The 17,802-nt window shown below is 28.5% G+C and carries 18 protein-coding genes and 2 riboswitches; of the genes, 4 read left to right on the top strand and 14 right to left on the bottom strand.

What is annotated here, in order from left to right; all coding sequences use genetic code 11:
- Window positions 1-290 precede the first annotated feature (290 nt).
- Both BUA77_RS13640 and BUA77_RS13635 read left to right on the top strand, forming a co-directional pair.
- Complete coding sequence (locus tag BUA77_RS13640) at window positions 291-455, top strand: hypothetical protein (protein ID WP_159428924.1); 165 nt, start codon at window positions 291-293, stop codon at window positions 453-455.
- A 2-nt stretch (window positions 456-457) separates the two neighbouring features.
- The gene (locus BUA77_RS13635) at window positions 458-622 is read left to right on the top strand and encodes a hypothetical protein (protein WP_159428923.1); all 165 of its coding nucleotides are present in this window, start codon (window positions 458-460) and stop codon (window positions 620-622) included.
- Between the two features lie 182 nt (window positions 623-804).
- Here BUA77_RS13635 and BUA77_RS00550 read toward each other — a convergent pair whose 3' ends face one another.
- Window positions 805-1,107, bottom strand: coding sequence for a hypothetical protein (locus tag BUA77_RS00550; RefSeq protein WP_072886459.1), 303 nt, complete (start codon window positions 1,105-1,107; stop codon window positions 805-807).
- A gap of 217 nt (window positions 1,108-1,324) precedes the next feature.
- Between BUA77_RS00550 and BUA77_RS00545 the strand changes: the two genes are divergently transcribed.
- Window positions 1,325-2,485 (top strand): DEAD/DEAH box helicase, encoded by a 1,161-nt coding sequence (locus BUA77_RS00545; RefSeq protein ID WP_084605356.1) that lies wholly within the window; start codon window positions 1,325-1,327, stop codon window positions 2,483-2,485.
- Window positions 2,486-2,540: 55 nt separating this feature from the next.
- Here the strand turns inward: BUA77_RS00545 and BUA77_RS00540 are convergent, their stop codons facing one another.
- The gene (locus BUA77_RS00540; protein ID WP_072886458.1) at window positions 2,541-3,680 is read right to left on the bottom strand and encodes an aldo/keto reductase; all 1,140 of its coding nucleotides are present in this window, start codon (window positions 3,678-3,680) and stop codon (window positions 2,541-2,543) included.
- Between the two features lie 38 nt (window positions 3,681-3,718).
- Window positions 3,719-4,177, bottom strand: a complete 459-nt coding sequence (locus BUA77_RS00535; protein WP_072886457.1) for a hypothetical protein — start codon at window positions 4,175-4,177, stop codon at window positions 3,719-3,721.
- A gap of 204 nt (window positions 4,178-4,381) precedes the next feature.
- On the opposite strand from BUA77_RS00535, the gene BUA77_RS00530 reads away from it, so the two are divergent.
- Window positions 4,382-4,996, top strand: coding sequence for a MerR family transcriptional regulator (locus BUA77_RS00530; protein ID WP_072886456.1), 615 nt, complete (start codon window positions 4,382-4,384; stop codon window positions 4,994-4,996).
- 350 nt (window positions 4,997-5,346) lie between these two features.
- On the opposite strand, the gene BUA77_RS00525 is transcribed toward BUA77_RS00530, so the two are convergent.
- The 11 genes from BUA77_RS00525 to rny form a co-directional block, all read right to left on the bottom strand.
- Entirely contained in the window at window positions 5,347-6,060 is a 714-nt protein-coding gene (locus BUA77_RS00525) for a gamma-glutamyl-gamma-aminobutyrate hydrolase family protein (protein ID WP_072886455.1), read from the bottom strand.
- A 371-nt stretch (window positions 6,061-6,431) separates the two neighbouring features.
- A complete protein-coding gene (locus BUA77_RS00520) occupies window positions 6,432-6,644 on the bottom strand; it encodes a heavy-metal-associated domain-containing protein (RefSeq protein WP_072886454.1) in 213 nt (70 codons plus the stop codon).
- A gap of 42 nt (window positions 6,645-6,686) precedes the next feature.
- On the bottom strand, window positions 6,687-9,158 hold the full coding sequence (locus BUA77_RS00515) for a heavy metal translocating P-type ATPase (protein WP_084605352.1): 2,472 nt from the start codon (window positions 9,156-9,158) through the stop codon (window positions 6,687-6,689).
- Window positions 9,159-9,166: 8 nt separating this feature from the next.
- Entirely contained in the window at window positions 9,167-9,445 is a 279-nt protein-coding gene (locus BUA77_RS00510; RefSeq protein WP_330389930.1) for a metal-sensing transcriptional repressor, read from the bottom strand.
- Between the two features lie 168 nt (window positions 9,446-9,613).
- Entirely contained in the window at window positions 9,614-10,222 is a 609-nt protein-coding gene (locus BUA77_RS00505; RefSeq protein WP_072886452.1) for an NUDIX hydrolase, read from the bottom strand.
- 151 nt (window positions 10,223-10,373) lie between these two features.
- Window positions 10,374-11,768 carry an MATE family efflux transporter gene (locus BUA77_RS00500; protein ID WP_072886451.1) on the bottom strand — a complete coding sequence of 465 codons (1,395 nt, stop codon included), beginning with the start codon at window positions 11,766-11,768 and terminating at the stop codon, window positions 10,374-10,376.
- Between the two features lie 15 nt (window positions 11,769-11,783).
- Window positions 11,784-12,245: a MarR family winged helix-turn-helix transcriptional regulator gene (locus tag BUA77_RS00495; RefSeq protein ID WP_072886450.1), complete on the bottom strand. Its 462-nt coding sequence runs from the start codon at window positions 12,243-12,245 to the stop codon at window positions 11,784-11,786.
- Between the two features lie 122 nt (window positions 12,246-12,367).
- Window positions 12,368-12,538, bottom strand: a complete 171-nt coding sequence (locus BUA77_RS00490) for an aspartyl-phosphate phosphatase Spo0E family protein (protein WP_084605350.1) — start codon at window positions 12,536-12,538, stop codon at window positions 12,368-12,370.
- Window positions 12,539-12,699: 161 nt separating this feature from the next.
- Window positions 12,700-13,782, bottom strand: a complete 1,083-nt coding sequence (locus BUA77_RS00485; RefSeq protein WP_072886449.1) for a phosphodiester glycosidase family protein — start codon at window positions 13,780-13,782, stop codon at window positions 12,700-12,702.
- Window positions 13,783-14,042: 260 nt separating this feature from the next.
- On the bottom strand, window positions 14,043-15,437 hold the full coding sequence (locus BUA77_RS00480; RefSeq protein ID WP_072886448.1) for an alanine/glycine:cation symporter family protein: 1,395 nt from the start codon (window positions 15,435-15,437) through the stop codon (window positions 14,043-14,045).
- A 106-nt stretch (window positions 15,438-15,543) separates the two neighbouring features.
- Window positions 15,544-15,668: riboswitch (glycine riboswitch) on the bottom strand.
- Window positions 15,669-15,670: 2 nt separating this feature from the next.
- Window positions 15,671-15,744, bottom strand: a riboswitch (glycine riboswitch).
- A gap of 489 nt (window positions 15,745-16,233) precedes the next feature.
- A complete protein-coding gene (gene rny / locus BUA77_RS00475) occupies window positions 16,234-17,769 on the bottom strand; it encodes a ribonuclease Y (RefSeq protein ID WP_072886447.1) in 1,536 nt (511 codons plus the stop codon).
- Window positions 17,770-17,802: the final 33 nt, after the last annotated feature.

Raw genomic sequence — 17,802 nt, 5'->3', positions numbered from 1 at the left:
TTGACCCCGCAAAGGAGCATAGCTGATACCACATCATGGATAGACTGAACGAAGGAATTTAGGGACATTGATCCTGTGAGACATGGGAGGGTACGTCGCCATGAAATTAGTGGATTAATTCCAGTAATATTTTGGTAAAAACACTGATTTTCTGGGGTTATACATTTCTATATCCATAAAATTGAATATGTTGAAGTTATATCCAAAAAATATATCTATCAATTTATGAAATTGTAAGAAATAGAGAGTATTTAAGAGAAAATAAAAGTATATAGAGGGAGGATATATTTATGATTAAGAATAAAAAAACTCGCAAAATACTTGATTCTCAAGGAATAAAGAATTTTCATCAAATGGATTTAGAAATAGGTAATGAAGTAACTTTTCCAAATGACTTAAAGCGCCATACAATTGGCTCCACTAAACCATTTGAAAAAAAAGGTGAGAGTAAATAACTATGAAAGTAGGAAGTATAGATGGTAATGTTATTATAGATTCATATAATGCTATAGTTGGAGAAATAGACATTAATATTATACGAGATAGTTTTGGAAATATAGTAGTTGGAGTAGAAAGCTACTTTATTACTTTTATTATAAAGTTTTATAATAAATTAGGGTAAATGAACTACCCTAATTTATCTGCAATTTTTTTATAAGCACTCTAACATATTCAGCTTTATACTCTTTATTATTAATCCAATAATCTGGACTGCTTATAATATTTTCTTTAAATAACTTATCGTTTACTCAATTTTTTATCTAAATCCTGTATAATATAAATAGTTTCAAATTTTTAAACTATTTATATTAATAATACAATTATAAAGACTATAAAATTAATTATATATGTTAGCTTTATGATTTTATAATTCTTTACATCTTTATTAATTATATATCCACTTAATATATATGCTATTAATACACTCAAAGCCCTTAAGATTTCATCACTTAAATTCAAGTATCTTTTTAATATATTTACATCAAAATAATAAATAGAATATATACTTAGATATAAGGTTACTGAAAGCTTAGATATTATTTTTTGAAAATAATATTGCTTTTTACTATTTCTTCTACTGTTTTTAGTTCTGCTTTTTTTAGTCATTATTTCTACCTCATCTTATTTTTATAGCAATATACATAATACCATATTTGTCGAAAAAAGCAAAAAGCTGCTCCGTATTTTATTGCCTTATTCATTTCTAGTTTTACTCTAGTATCTTATTATAGTATTAAATCAAAAGAATACTTGAAAAGATTTAAGATATGTTATAAAGTTTTTAGGGTAAAATAAATTATAAAATAGAAAAGGAGAATTAACTGTGGGAATAACATTTAAAGATTATAATCTGAAAGAATTTATAATAAACAATCTTGCAAATGCAAATATTACAAAACCTTCAGAAGTTCAAGATAAAACTATCCCTTTGATTTTAGATGGAAAAGATGTGATAGGAAAGGCAAGAACTGGTACAGGAAAGACTCTAGCCTACTTACTTCCTATGATTGAAAAAATTGATCCTAAAAAAAGAGACTTACAAATGCTTGTATTAGCCCCTAGTAGAGAACTAGGACTTCAAATTCAGCGTGAAGCAGAAGGAATTTTGTTAAATACAGATATTCGAATTCAGGCAATTGTTGAAGGTATGGATTTAAATAAGCAATTAGATAAACTAAAGCAAAAGCCTCATTTAGTCATTGCTACTCCTGGAAGGTTATTGCATATTATTGGACTAAAAAAAATTAAAATGCATAAGATAAAAATAGTTGCTTTAGATGAGGTAGATCAAATTCTTGATCAGGGACTTGGAGAAAAAGTACAGGCTATTATAAAAACTACACTTAAAGAAAGACAATTGTTAAGTTTTTCTGCAACGATTTCAAAAGAAGCTGAGAAAATTTTAAACAAACTTATGAAGGCTCCTACTTTTGTAAATCTAGATAATACAAAGCCTATTCCATCAGGAATTGAACATCAATATATTATTAGTAAATCACCTAAAAAAACAGATACATTGGTAGAACTTTTAAAAACTATAAAGCCTAAAAAATCATTAGTATTTATCAATAAAAATGAGAATGTAGATAGATTTGTAAAAAGCTTACATAAATTAGGATTTTCTGTTGGAGGAATTCAAACAAGAAGTAAAAATCAAGATCGCCAGCATTTGCTTGCTTCTTTTAAGAAGGGGAAATTAAAAATTTTAGTAACAACAGATTTATTTACAAGAGGTATGGATTTTCAAGATGTTACCCATATTTTCAATATGGATCTACCTTTAAACAAAACTGATTATTTACATCGTGCAGGTCGTACTGGAAGAATGAATAAAAAAGGGGTTACAATTAATATTATAAGAGATAGAGAAAAGTTTATTATGTATAAAATGATGAAATATCTGAATATATCTGTAAAACCAATTACAATTATCAACAAAAAAATTGTTCCTGTTGAAAAGATTATTCAAAAAAAAAGAAGATAAGAATCAAAATAGCCAAAACTCTAAGGTTTTGGCTATTTTAATTTTTATCTTTAAATTATTTTTCAAATATCTTTACAACTTCTTTAAGCATTTTTCTTATTTCAATATTTTGAGGGCAAGCCTCTTCACATTTGCCGCACTCTATACAGTTTGATGCTCCTTTATTTTTACCTTTTACAAAGTTATTATAATGAAATTTTGCACTAGGTATATCATTGTACATTGATGCATTATTTAATTGCATGAAATTCTGTGGAATATCTACTTCAGCTGGACATGGCATGCAATATCTACAATTTGTACAGTTAACTACCATTCTCTTTTGATATATATTTTTTACTTCTTCTATTAAACTTATTTCCTTATCAGTTAACGAATTTGGATATGCACCTTTAGCACTTTCTATGTTTTCTTTAATATGTTCCATATCATTCATACCACTTAATACTGTAGTTATTTCTGTATGATTCCATAAAAATCTGAATCCCCACTGTGCTGGACTTCTTTTTATATTAGATTTATCCCATACAGCTTGAATATCCTCTGGAACTTTTTTTGCTAAGCTTCCCCCTCTTAAAGGCTCCATTATTACAATTCCAAGTCCTTTATCTGCTGCGTATTTTAAGCCTTCTTTACCTGCTTGATAGTTTTCATCCATGAAATTATATTGAATTTGACAAAAGCTCCAATCATAAGAATCTACAATTTCCTTAAATAATGGAAGTTCATCATGAAAAGAAAATCCTGCATACTTTATTCTTCCATCTTCTATTGCTGAATTTAAGAAATCAAAAATTTTATGTTTTTTTAAATTTTCCCAAAAGTTTTTGTTTAATGCATGTACTAAATAAAAATCTATATAATCTACCTGAAGCTTTTCAAGCTGTTCATTTAAATATTTATCCATATCTTCTCTACTATTTATAAGCCAAGATGGAAGTTTTGTTGCCAAATAAACTTTCTCTCTATAGCCATCCTTTAAAGCTTTTCCTGTAACTATTTCACTCATTCCTCCATGATATGGATATGCAGTATCAATATAATTAATACCATTATCAATTGAGTATCTTATTTGCTTAATCGCCTCTTCTTCATTAATTTGATTATCCTTTCCATCAATTACAGGAAATCTCATACAACCAAACCCTAATATAGATACTTCTTCATTAGTTTTACCAAATTTTCTGTATAACAATTTTATCTCTCCTTTATTATACATTTTAAATTAAGTAGCTACACACAAACTTCTGTTGAATGCAAAAGTTTGTCAAATATTTTTATAAAAAATTCTAAAAATAATTTTGTATTTTTATCACAAAGTTTCTTAATGTTTTGTTTTTGTGAAATTGTTCTTAACAACCCTAGCACCTGTTCTTTATTAGCCACCTCCATAAGGTTTTCTAATATTAATAACAATCCCTTAAATATATCTGGATCTTGAGAAATTCTATTATCTAATACGATAATTTTAAGAAAGTTCCAAAAATGCTTATTATTTTCTTTAGGGTAGTACTTAAGTATAACTTCTAAATCATCAGGATAATATGAGATTTTTTTACAAACCTTTATAAAAAATAATAAGTTTTTATCAAAATTTATTAAAGCCTGCTCTCTATTAAATTTATTTTCATAATCATTTTTTTCTGGAGTTATATTTCCAAAAAATTCTTTATATTCTTCTATAGAAATCAAATGTATTCCCCCTTTCAGTCTTTAGTTATATTCTATAATCTCATTTATAATATATTATAGAGACGATATACCAATTCCTTCATTAGAACATCTAAAAATTAAAAAAGGATTATATTTATTCTTATAGAATTTATATACATTATATTTAATTAAATATTTAACACCATTACAATAATGCTATATATTCAACTAAGGAGGCTTAAAATGGACATATATAATATAACACAAGTATCAGAAATTTTGGATATTAAAGAAACTACTCTTAAAAGATGGGAAAAGGATTTTGATTTTCTTAAAATACCTAGAGACCTTGTCGGTCACAGGTATTATGCAAATGAACATATAGAAATACTTAAAAATATAAAAGAGCTTAAAGATGAAGGTGCTAATACTAATATAATAAATAAAGTATTAAGTAAGACATTAAAAGTACAAGAAGAAAAAGATAAAAATATAGATGTTGAAAAAAATTATAGAATTACTGAAAAAAATTTAAATGATATAATATTAAAACAGGTAGAAACCCTTATAAATGAGCATACTAAAGAATTGAAAGAAGCTGCAAATGCCATGGCTGAAACTTTTAAAACTATTATTATCCAAAGAGAAGAACAGCTAAGGCAAGATTTTGAAATAGCACTAAAGCAACAACTAGACTATAAAATCAAAAAACTTGAAGATAAGTTTGAAAAACAGTTTGAAAATCAATTTATTAAAATTAAAGAACAAATACAATTCCAAAATCAAAATATAATTGATTATATAGCTGTAACAAAAGAAAAAGATAAAAAGAAAGGATTTTTTTCTAAATTATTATGATTTTATGCCATATTTTTCTTCATACTCTTTTGAAGCTTCATTCTAACAAACATTATATCTCTTTCATCAATTCTCTTCATATTAATCATCCTTCTTATAATTTATTCAATTTTTTATATCACAATCAATTGATTCATAAAATAACAATATTTTTATATATTTTAGTGTATATTCTATATAAAAATTGCCAATAATTTTGATAAGACAATTTAATATAGTTCATCCAAAATTTAATTCCTAAGGGAGTTCTTCTCCCTTCCCTTACAATTTCATATAATTATTAAAACTCCCATCAATTAGCACCGTTGATGGGAGTTTTAAATTCTAATCTCCTATAACATAATATAAGCTTAACTTTTACATTCTTTAACTAAAGCCTTAAATAACTTTAAAAAAGCTGGATACTTAATCGTCAAATCTTCTGGGTGCCATTGAACACCTACTGCAAAATCTTTGTTTATATGTTCTACTGCTTCAATAACTCCATCTACTGACCAAGCAGCTTCCTTTAAACTATTTCCAAGCTTTTTAATAGACTGATGATGAAAAGAATTTACTCTTATTTTTTCTTCATTAAATATATCAAAAATCTTACTTTCCTTGTCTATTTGTACCTCGTGGTAAAGGCTGTTCACTGGTGTATCCTTGGGATAATGTCCCAAAGAATTTTCTATTTGTGAATTTATATCTTGATATAATGTACCTTCTAGTGCAACATTCATTACTTGTAGCCCTCTACAAATTCCTAATACTGGCATGTTTAATTTAAGAGCTTTTAAAAAGAGCTTTATCTCAAATTTATCTCTCTCCTCGCATATCAATTGAATCTTATCATTAGGATTTTCTCCATATAATAAGGGCCATACATCTTCTCCACCAGTAAGTATCAAACCATCTACTAAATTTAAATAACTATTTACTGTATTTTCATCTTCAACTAATGGAATTAAAATAGGAATTCCTCCAGCTAAATAAACAGACTTTATATAATTATGACTCACTGAGTCATATAGTTTTCTAGGTTTATTTTCCCAAAATGTTGTTATCCCAATAATGGGTTTCATATTAATTCTCCTTTCTTTCGCCACTATATATATCATGGCATGGATCACATTTTAGCCATGGCTTTTCACATAATTATTTAGTAAATTTTCTAAATAAGTTAATTCATCTTCATCTCTTTTGCTCTACAATTTTATAAATTACTCTTAAAGGTGTATTACTTCCTAAAATCTTCCCAACATAATGCTACAAGCTTATAGTAAATTATATTGAATACATTTTTTAAATATAACCTGATAGTTACCTCTATCAATTAATTTAAATTAAAAAACAGCCACAATTTCGTGGCTGTACACTCTGAATTATTATAAAAAAATTTTTTGTTTTTAAGAACTATAATTGACTTTTTACCTAAAATGGGTAAATCCTAAAACTATTCTTCTATATTTTTAACATCATACCCAGCATCATAAATTATTTCTTTTATAGTATCATTAGATACTTCTTTATCAATAGTAATCTTTGCATACTTATTTTCTAAATTAACCTCAACTTCTTTAACTCCATCAATTTCTTTAAGTGCTTCTTTCACGTGTTTAACACAATTGCCACATGACATTCCTTCAATAAATATTTTCTTTTCCATAATTTATTTCTCCTTTCATTTTATTATACTTCAAACTATAAGTTATCTTATAGGCTTAAAATTTCTAAGTCTTAAAGCATTGGTAAGCACTGAAACAGAACTTAGACTCATAGCTCCTGCTGCAATCATCGGATTTAAAAGTGGTCCTTTAAATATATAAAGTATTCCCATGGCAACAGGTATTCCAACTATATTGTATGCAAATGCCCAGAATAAATTCTGCTTTATATTTTTAACAGTACTTTTACTTAATTGAATTGCTGTTGGTACATCTAGTAAGTCACTTTTCATAAGAACAACATCTGCTGATTCCATAGCAACATCAGTACCTGATCCTATAGCTATTCCTATATCTGCCTGAGCAAGTGCCGGAGCATCGTTTATTCCATCTCCAACCATAGCTACCCTCTTGCCTTTTTCCTGAAGTTTCTTAACTTCATTTGCTTTATCTTCTGGAAGAACCTCTGCAAGTACTACATCAATACCTACTTGTTTAGCTATTGCATTAGCTGTTCTTTTATTATCACCTGTTATCATTGCAACTTCAATTCCCATTTCATGTAATTTTTCAATAGCTTTTTTACTATTTTCTTTAACTGTATCAGCAACAGCTATTATTCCAGCTATACTATTATTTATAGATACAAACATTGGAGTTTTTCCTTCACCAGCTAACTTATTCGAAATATCTTCAAGATTTTTTAAATCCACATGTCTATCATTCATTAATTTTTTATTTCCAAGTAAAACTTCTTTTTCTTCTATTTTCACTTCTATTCCATGACCTGGAATAGCATTAAAATATTCAAGATTTGTAAGTGTCAAGCCTTTCTCCTCAGCTTTTCTTACAATTGCATCACCAAGAGGATGTTCTGACCCTTTTTCTGCAGAAGCTGCAATTTGTAAAATATAATTTTCTTTAATATTATTAGTAGTAATAATATCTGTTACTTTCGGCTTACCTTCTGTTATAGTACCTGTTTTATCAAAAACTATAGTCTCTATCTTATGAGAAGTCTCTAATGCTTCACCTGATTTTATTAAAACTCCATATTCAGCTCCTTTACCTGTACCAACCATTATTGCTGTTGGAGTTGCAAGCCCTAATGCACAAGGACACGCTATAACAAGTACTGATATAAATATTGTCAGTGAAAATGCAGCTGATTCACCTGAAACAAACCATAAAATTGAAGAAATCACTGCAAGCGATATAACTATTGGTACAAAATATCCTGAAATAACATCTGCAAGCTTTGCTATAGGTGCTTTAGATCCTTGAGCATCTTCAACAAGCTTAATTATTTGAGCCAAAGCTGTATCTTTCCCTACTTTAGTTGCTCTGTATTTTATAGTTCCATTTCTGTTTATACTTGCACCAACTACTTTACTTCCCTGAACCTTTTCAACTGGTATACTCTCTCCTGTTAACATTGATTCGTCAACAGAAGTTATACCTTCTATAACCTCTCCATCAACTGGAATCTTTTCTCCTGGTTTAACTATTAAAATATCTCCAACTTCAACTTCATCAATAGAAATTACTTCTTCTTTTCCATCTTTAACTATTATTGCAGTTTTAGGTTGAAGACCCATAAGTTTTTTAATAGCATCAGATGTTTTTCCTTTTGAAACAGCTTCTAAATATTTACCTAAAGTTATAAATGTAAGAATTCCACCTGCTGATTCAAAATATAACTGATGGACATAATGTAAATTTCCTTTAAAGATTTGATATACTGCAAATACTCCATATAAATATGCAGCTGTACTTCCTATTGCTATTAGTGAATCCATATTAGGACTCCCTTTAAATAATGATTTAAATCCTATACTAAAGAACTTATTTCCTGCAACCAGTACTGGTGTTATTAATATAAGCTGAGCTAGGGCAAAATTAAGTGGATTAATATCTGGATTCAAAAATCCAGGAAGAATTAGCCCTATCATAGGTCCCATGGATATAGTCATAGCTGGTAGAATAAATATTAAAGATATAATAAATCTTTTCCAAATAGTTTTTATTTCCCTTTCCTTTCTTTCTTTATCTTCATCTATCCTTACTTCCTCTTCTACCGTTTTAAATCCAGCTTTTTCTATTGCTCTTTTGATCTCTCCTAATCTAACTTTAGATGAATCAAAAGTAATAGTTAATTTTTCACTAGCAAGGTTTACACTTGATTCAGTTACTCCATCTAATTTTTTAGTAGCTCTTTCTACTGCTCTTGCACATGCAGCGCATGTCATCCCCTCTATTTTAAAAATTTTTGTCTTTCCTTCGTTTCTTATTCCATAACCTGCTTTTTCTACTGCCTCTATAATTTTACTAGTATCTACTGTAGATGGATTATACACAATATTTAATTTTTCTGTAGATGCATTTACACTTGCTTCATACACTCCATCTAATTTATTTACCGCCTTCTCAACAGTTTTAGCACATGCAGCTCATGTCATTCCATCTACAGTAAATGTTTTATTTGTTCTTTCTATCTTAAGATTTTTCTCATTCATATTTTCACCTACTTTCCAGTAATTTTTTCTAGTACCTTCATAACTTCTTCTATTTTTTCTTCTCCTTTATCATTTTTAAACGCTTCTTTAACACAGCTGTTTAAATGTTGTTTTAAAATAATCATGTTTGCTTTTTTAAGTAGTGATTGTGCAGCTATTATTTGGTTTGATATATCAACACAATATCTACCTTCTTCTATCATCTTAATAATACCTTCTATCTGTCCTTTTGATGTTTTTAATGCCTGTATTGCTTTTTTATGCTGATTATTCAATATAGTAACCACCTTTCATATCACCCCCTCCCCCTACAGGGGGGTAATATTATTTAATCATATTTAATAAACACCGTCAATATCATTTTGAATTTTATTTTTTGATTTACAAAAAGAACTTACCTCTAATTAGAGATAAGTTCTAAATTTCTTAGATAAAAATTCAAATATTTGTTATTTTTATACGAACATATTTTCTCCTAAATTTACAAAGTTTTGTAACATAATAAAAGCCTTTATATCTATCTTAGCATTACTTTGTAAAATTCTTTTAGCTTCATCTTGTGATACTAAAACAGGTTCAATATCTTCATCATCTTCTAAATATTCATCTGTAACATTACCTTCACAAGTACAATACACAAAAGCTACAGATTCATCTGTCATTCCAGGTGAAAGATATACCTGATTTTTACTATTTACTTCATTTATTTCTAAAAGATCAAGTCCTGTTTCTTCTTTTAACTCTCTTTTTAATGTAGTTTTCATATCTTCATTAGGATCCACAAGTCCTGCTGGTAACTCATATATATAATCGTTAATTGGCATTCTAAATTGCTTTATTAGAACTAGCTTCTTACTTTCTTTATGTAATGAGGCAATTACAACTGCATCAATTTTTTCCTTTTCATTATTAAAATATATGTCATTTAATGTTTTATAGTCTTTTCTTGAGACAATCATCCAATGCCTTTCTTCGTCATTCTTATTTTTATATGTAGCATCATAAAGACTTATGAATTTAGTTTCTACTAATGGTGTTAATTTTTCCATTTTGTTTTTTGTCATTTTAAGACTCCCTTTCTTAGAAAATATTTAAAAATATATCAATATAATTTGATAGCTTTTTTATCTATAGCTTATTATTTCTCATTCCTTATTTTCAAACTTTTATTGATAAAAACAACTTTATCTTATGTTGTTTTTATCAATAATTTTATTAAACTTTAGCTAATTCATCAACATTTATATTATCAATTTCTTCACTGTCAACTTTTTGTTTGCTCATTATTTTCCATTCTTTAATTAAGAATATTAATGTTAACAAAGATGATAACCCATCTGATATTGGATATGCTATCCATACTCCATTTAAACCGAAAAACTTAGGTAAAATTAGAAGCAGTGGAATTAGTATTAAAACTTGTCTTGAAAGACTTAGAAGCATGGAAATTTTAGCTTTACCAATTGCTTGAAAGAAATTTGATGTTACTATTTGAAATCCTATTATAGGAACCATACATAAAAATATTTTTAAGCCATGGCTTCCTATTTTTAATATGTTTTCATCTTTACTAAATATAGATACCATAAACTTTGGGAAAAATTCTATAGATATAAATCCTAATATACATAATGTGGAAGCAGCGCTTATAGCTAATATTAAAGACTTCTTAACTCTATCAATTTTTAAAGCCCCGTAATTATATCCTATTATAGGTTGTGCTCCTTGAGTTATTCCAAAAACAGGCATTAAGAATATCATGGCAATACTTATTAATATGCTCATTGCTCCTATTGCATAATCTCCACCATTAGCTTTTAAAGTATTGTTTGCTAAAACATTAACTACACTAGAAGCTAACTGTATTGCAAAGGGAGACATACCTATTGCAAATATAGACTTTACTATATTAAAATCTAGTTTTAAATTATTAATTCTAAGCTTAAGAGAGCTTTTTTTGCTTAGTATGAAATACCTTAATACCCATATTGTATTAAAGCTTTGACCTATAACAGTAGCTAAAGCTGCACCTTTTATTCCCATATTCAATCTCATTATAAATACATAATCTAATATTATGTTTGTTATTGCTCCAATTAAATTTGTAATCATAGCTGTTTTAGGACTTCCATCTGAACGAATTGCATTATTAAGACCAAATCCTAGTGCATTTAAAATAGCACCGGCAAGTATTATTGTAATATATTCTTTTGCATAAGTATAAGTAATATCACTAGCTCCAAAGGCTTTAAGAAGTGGATCTAAAAAAGTGAGTCCTACTATTGTTACAGAAATTGAAATTAAACTTAGTAAAACAAAAGTATTTCCAAGTATTTTTTCTGCTTCACTATGTTTTCCTTCACCAAGTCTAATAGATATAAGAGCTGCCCCACCTATACCTGCAAGCATACCAAATGCCATAATTATAGTCATAAAAGGAAGAGTAAGACCTACTCCTGATATAGCAATAGCTCCAACACCTTTACCTATAAATATTCTATCTACTATATTATATAGTACATTTATTAACATACCTATGATTGCAGGAAATGAAAATTGTATAAGTAACTTACCAACATCTTCAGTTCCCAATCTTTTTTGCTTTTCCATTAAAATACCTCCTATTTATATTTCATTATGCTTTGAACAACAGTTATTTTTGTATTCACTTATATTAATAATAGCTCTATTTAAAAATTCATTGAATAAATTCATTTCCTCTTGAGTAAATCCTCTAGAAATAATCTCATTAAAATCATAAAATGCTTTATCAATTATTCTTTTTATTTCTTCAGATTTAGTTGTTAAATAAACTTTATATGCTCTTTTATCTTTTTCATCAACTTTTCTTATTAAATATCCTTCAGCTTCCAGTTTTTTTATTGCTCTTGCAATAGTTCCTTTATCAAATTCAAGCTTTTTACTTAATTCTTCTTGACTTACACCATCTTTTTTATATAATGAACGTAATATCAAATGTTGTGCCGGACTCATTTCACAACTTCCAAGTTTATATTTCACATATGATTTACTTTTTCTACTCAAAACAGATATTTGTTTAACTATAGATTTATCTTTTTCATTCATTATATATCACCTCTATTTTAGTTGTACTTGCAACTTTTTTACAATAGATAGTATATCTCATTTTAGTTGCCTTTGCAACTATATATTCATAAAAAATCCACAGCTAACTGCCATGGATATATTTAATCCTGAATATTATTTTTAAGTTTTGTATATTCTACAATACAAATGTCTAACTCCTGGCTAACCTTTAATACTTCTTCAGTTACTAATATATTATCTTGATAATTTAATAGAGAATTTAACCTCTCTCTAAGTGTATTAATTTTACTTTCTAATGCTACAAATTCCATAACTCACCCCAGAATACCCTTTAATATGCCACTAATTCAATATTATACCATAATTACTAACTTTTTTATTATATAATGTGGAAATAGTACTTTTTGCCTATAAAATTTCCTGTATTATCTTATAGGTATATTTTTCCACACGACCTTTTCTTATGTACAACTTATTTTATTATTTCTTCAGTAAATATAATAGCATTATTTATATTTCTTCCTGGAGAAGTTATATATTTTCCTTCATAATAAAGGCCTGATGAAGCGCCACCATCCATACACATAGCACCTTTAAGATTTAATTCCTTACATATTTGAGCCATTTCCTTTAAATTAGCATTAGACACAGTTCCCATTACAAGTTTATTGTCAAATGTATATCCTATAAAGCTCCTTTGAGCTCTATTTGTATTTATTTTACTTTCCCAAAAACCTTCTAAGGCCCCATCAGCAGTTATATTTCCATTTATTATAAGGCTTGGTCCAGCTCCAAGTGCAAGCTTAACATCCTTCCAATTTATATTACTTTCTATATTTTGATCTATATTTTTTGATTCAAATTTAAAATCATAAGATACTTTATCTCCAACTTTAAATCTCGATACTAAATATGAAACATCTTGATTAAAAACTATTATAAAGCCATTTTGAGAAACCCATAAATTATCTTTATTTTCTGCTATATATTTAACTGTTCCATTTTCAACTATAACTGCTTTTCCTCCTATTGAAGAAATAGCATCTTTATATTCCTCTGTATATATTACTATTGCATCTTTTTCTTCCCTTGGATGATTAATGCCCCAAGCATAATAAGATTTTTTATCATTTATATATCCATCTATTTTTATATTTAAATTATCTATTATTATTTTGTTGTCACTTGTAAATCCTATTACAGATCCATAATTACCAATATGTACTACCTTTCCATTTTCTATTATTGTTCCATAAGGAAGATTAGTACCATCATAAGCACTAAAGTAAGTTCCGTTTATAGCACCTATAACCTTATTATTATCAGTTTTCTTTTTATTAGCCATATCCTTTAATGATTGTGCTGCTGCTATTTTGTCATAAGCTCTTCCTATATTGGGTCTTATATTTTGATTATTTACATCAATTACTACAATTTTAGCAGTTTTATTTACACTTTTAAAATTTTTCGTATAGCTTATGTGTGTAGATACTGCAAAAACTTGGCTAAAACCCATTAAAAAAATGATAACTATTGCTAAAAATATTTTTTTCACTACTTCTCACCCCTTTAATTTTTTATTATAATTACCTATATTCTGTGGTTGCTATACCAAACTTACATAATCAAATAATTCATATTTGTAGTCTTCATATATTTCGTCATTTTTTCACTGTCTCTTTACATATTATTAGAGAGTATATTTTTCCAAAATATTATAAATTTACAAAAAATAATAAGACCATACTATATTTTTCTAGTATGGTCATAAATTTCATTAGTGGAGACGAGGAGGACGAACCTCTGTCGAGACCATTACATCCCTACAGTTTGCTTATTTTTATCTTCTTTTTTAATATCTTCAAAATACTTCTTAGTTTCTGAAGCTATTACTCCACTTAAACCTATTATAGCTATAAGGTTCGGTATTGCCATGAGACCATTAACTATATCAGCTATTGTCCATATCAAATTAAGCTTTAAGAAAGGTCCTATAGCAACAAGAGCTATAAATATATATTTATATATATTTATTCCTTTAACTCCAAACAGATATTCTGTACATCTTTCTCCATAGTAATTCCATCCAAGTATTGTAGTAAATGCAAAGAATATAAGTCCTACTGTAACTATTAACTCTCCTACCATAGGTATTCCTGGAAGTCCTGCTCTAAAAGCAGCAGTTGTAGCTGCAGCCCCCTCTACATTAGGGTTGTTCCACATACCTGTAAGCACTAAAGTTATACCTGTCATTGAACATACTAGTATAGTGTCAAAGAAAGTACCTGTCATTTGAACAAGCCCTTGTCTTACACAAGACTTTGTCTTTGCAGCTGCAGCAGCTATAGGAGCAGAACCAAGTCCTGATTCATTAGAAAATACCCCTCTTGATACCCCACTTTTTAAAGCAAGTGCAACTGTTGATCCTGCAAATCCACCAGCAGCAGCTGTTGGAGTGAATGCACTTTTTAGTATTAAAGCCACTGTAGCTGGAAGCTGACTTGCATTCATTATAAGTATTACCACAGTACCAAGTATATATGATACAGCCATGAAAGGAACTATAAATTCTGAAACCTTAGATATACTCTTTATTCCCCCAAGAGTAACCATGGCTACACATATTGTAAGTATTACACCAGTTACTACGACTGGAACTTTAAATGCTATGTTTACTGCAGATGTTATAGAGTTAACCTGAGCAAATGTCCCTATGCCAAAGAATGCAACACCAATTCCAAATATTGCAAAACATTTTGCAAGAAACTTATTCTTAAGTCCTCTTTCTATATAATACATAGGTCCACCTGACATTTGTCCATTCTCATCTACAACTCTATATTTAACTGCAAGAAGTGCCTCAGCATATTTTGTAGCCATTCCAAAGAATGCTGCCATCCACATCCAGAAAAGAGCTCCAGGTCCTCCAAGTCTTATTGCTGTAGCAACTCCAACTATGTTACCTGTACCTATTGTAGCTGAAAGAGCTGTACAAACAGAAGCAAAAGCAGATATATCACCTTCAGCCTGCATATCTTTTGTTTCAGGGTCCTCAGAAAAAAGATATTTAAGAGCTAACGGAAGCTTAAATACCTGAAGAAATCCAAGTCTAAAGGATAAGTAAATACCTGTACCAACAAGAAGTATGAGAAGGGGTGGTCCCCATACAAAAGTATTAATAGACTGTGCAATTTGATTAATTTTTTCCATAACATTTACCTCCTGCTTTTATTATTTTTGGAATTAAAAAAGCAGGGAAAAATCTGATATACTAAGAAAATACAATAAATGATATCGTTTTCCTGTATCTCAAATTCCCCTGTCCTTTTACCTGAGAGTTTCACCCATGTTATATGCAGTATACAAAATTTTAAATAAAACTTTGTTTCAAAGCTTACAACAGAGCTTGCTCCTTCGGTGCTCGTAGAGTCTCTCCAGAGGTTTGTCCAGCAACGGTCTTATTACCTGAAAGTTTTACTTCTTCGGTGCTCTTTTAGAGCTCTCCCGATGCTTTCATCCAAAACTTCTTTTTGTTATATTTTACAAATTAATTATAGAACTTAATATACTAATTGTCAATAATATAACAATATTTTTTTCAGAAAAGCTTCTTTTTTCAGAAAAACATCAATATAATTAACATTTTATGAAACCCATTCAAATAAATCAATATACTCATTTTTCTACTGTGTATATTATTTTTTGTTAGTTATAAAAATTTTTTTCACCTTGGATTTTCTTATAATTGTTTGATTCTATAAATTTTGTCGATATATCTCGTATTTATTATTATTAAATTTTATAATTAAATCTTAGTTATTGATAAAATTTTATCATATGGTATTAAAATGTCCATTTTGTTATAAAAGCTTTTTTCATTTCAAGAATAGAATACTTATAAGTCAAGATTTGTTAAAGTTAAAAGCCGTTTAAAACCTATTCGGTTTTAAACGGCCAATAATTAATTTTGTGGTTCTCTTTACCAAAACCATTTGACAAAGAACCTTTATTTTGCGTATTCTATTGCTCTAGTTTCTCTTATTATATTTACTTTTATTTGTCCTGGATATTCTAATTCATCTTCTATTTTTTTAGTCATTTCCCTAGCAAGTAGATGCATTCCTTCATCACTTACATTTTCAGGTTTTACTATAATCCTAATTTCTCTACCAGCTTGAATAGCGTATGATTTATCTACACCATCATACGAGTTAGCTATTTCTTCTAACTTTTCTAATCTTTTAATATATGCTTCTAAAGTTTCTCTTCTTGCTCCTGGCCTTGCAGCAGATATAGCATCAGCTGCAGTAACTAATACAGCTTCAACAGTTTGAGGCTCATAGTCTCCATGATGAGTTGACATAGCATGAATTACATCTTTCGATTCCTTATATCTTCTTAATAAGTCCATACCAATCTCAACATGAGTACCTTCCATCTCATGATCAACAGCTTTTCCTATGTCATGAAGAAGGCCTGCTCTTTTAGCAAGTCTTACATCAGCACCAATTTCAGCAGCCATTATTCCTGCTAAATTAGATACTTCTATAGAATGTTTAAGAACATTTTGTCCATAACTTGTCCTATACTTAAGCCTTCCTAGTAATCTTATTAATTCAGGATGAAGTCCATGAACTCCTGTTTCAAAAGTAGCTTGTTCTCCTTGCTCCTTTATAGCATTTTCAACTTCTTTTTGACCTTTTTCTACCATTTCTTCAATTCTTGCAGGATGTATTCTTCCATCTGATATTAATTTTTCTAAAGCAATTCTTGCTACTTCTCTTCTTATAGGATCAAATCCAGATAATATTACAGCTTCTGGAGTATCGTCTATTATTAAGTCTATCCCCGTTAAAGTCTCAAGTGTTCTTATATTTCTACCTTCTCTTCCTATTATTCTACCTTTCATTTCATCATTAGGAAGATTTACTACTGTAACAGTAGTTTCAGCAACATGATCTGCAGAGCATTTTTGTATTGCATAACCTATTATTTCTCTTGCTTTTTTTTCTGCTTCTTCTTTTGCAGCAATTTCTATTTCTTTTATCATCATAGACATTTCATGTCTTATTTCTTTTTCTGTATTTGAAAGAATAATTTCTCTGGCTTGATTAGAAGTTATTCCAGAAATACTTTCTAATTTTTCAATTTGTTTTGCTTTTATTTCTTCTATTTCTAGTTCCTTTTCTGATATTGACTTTAGCTTATCATTTAAATTAGATTCTTTTATCTCTAATGAATGAAGTTTTTTGTCAATATTTTCTTCTTTGTGTACTAATCTTTTTTCATATCTTTGAAGTTCATTTCTTCTTTCTTTATTTTCTTTTTCTGCTTCACTTCTTAATTTATGAACCTCTTCTTTTGCTTCTATTAGTTTTTCTTTCTTTATCGTTTCAGCATCTTGTTCAGCCTTATCAATTATTTTTTTAGACATTTCTTCCGCAGATCCAATCTTACTCTCTGCTATATTTTTTCTTATCATATATCCTACTAAGACACCGACACCAGTTCCTACAACGACTAGTAGTATTATAATCTCCACCTCCCTTTTCTAAAGTTAACCTTTAATTATATT

The sequence above is a fragment of the Tepidibacter formicigenes DSM 15518 genome (genome assembly GCF_900142235.1).
Lineage (GTDB): Bacteria > Bacillota > Clostridia > Peptostreptococcales > Peptostreptococcaceae > Tepidibacter > Tepidibacter formicigenes.
This window is presented reverse-complemented; position numbering and strand designations above follow the sequence as displayed.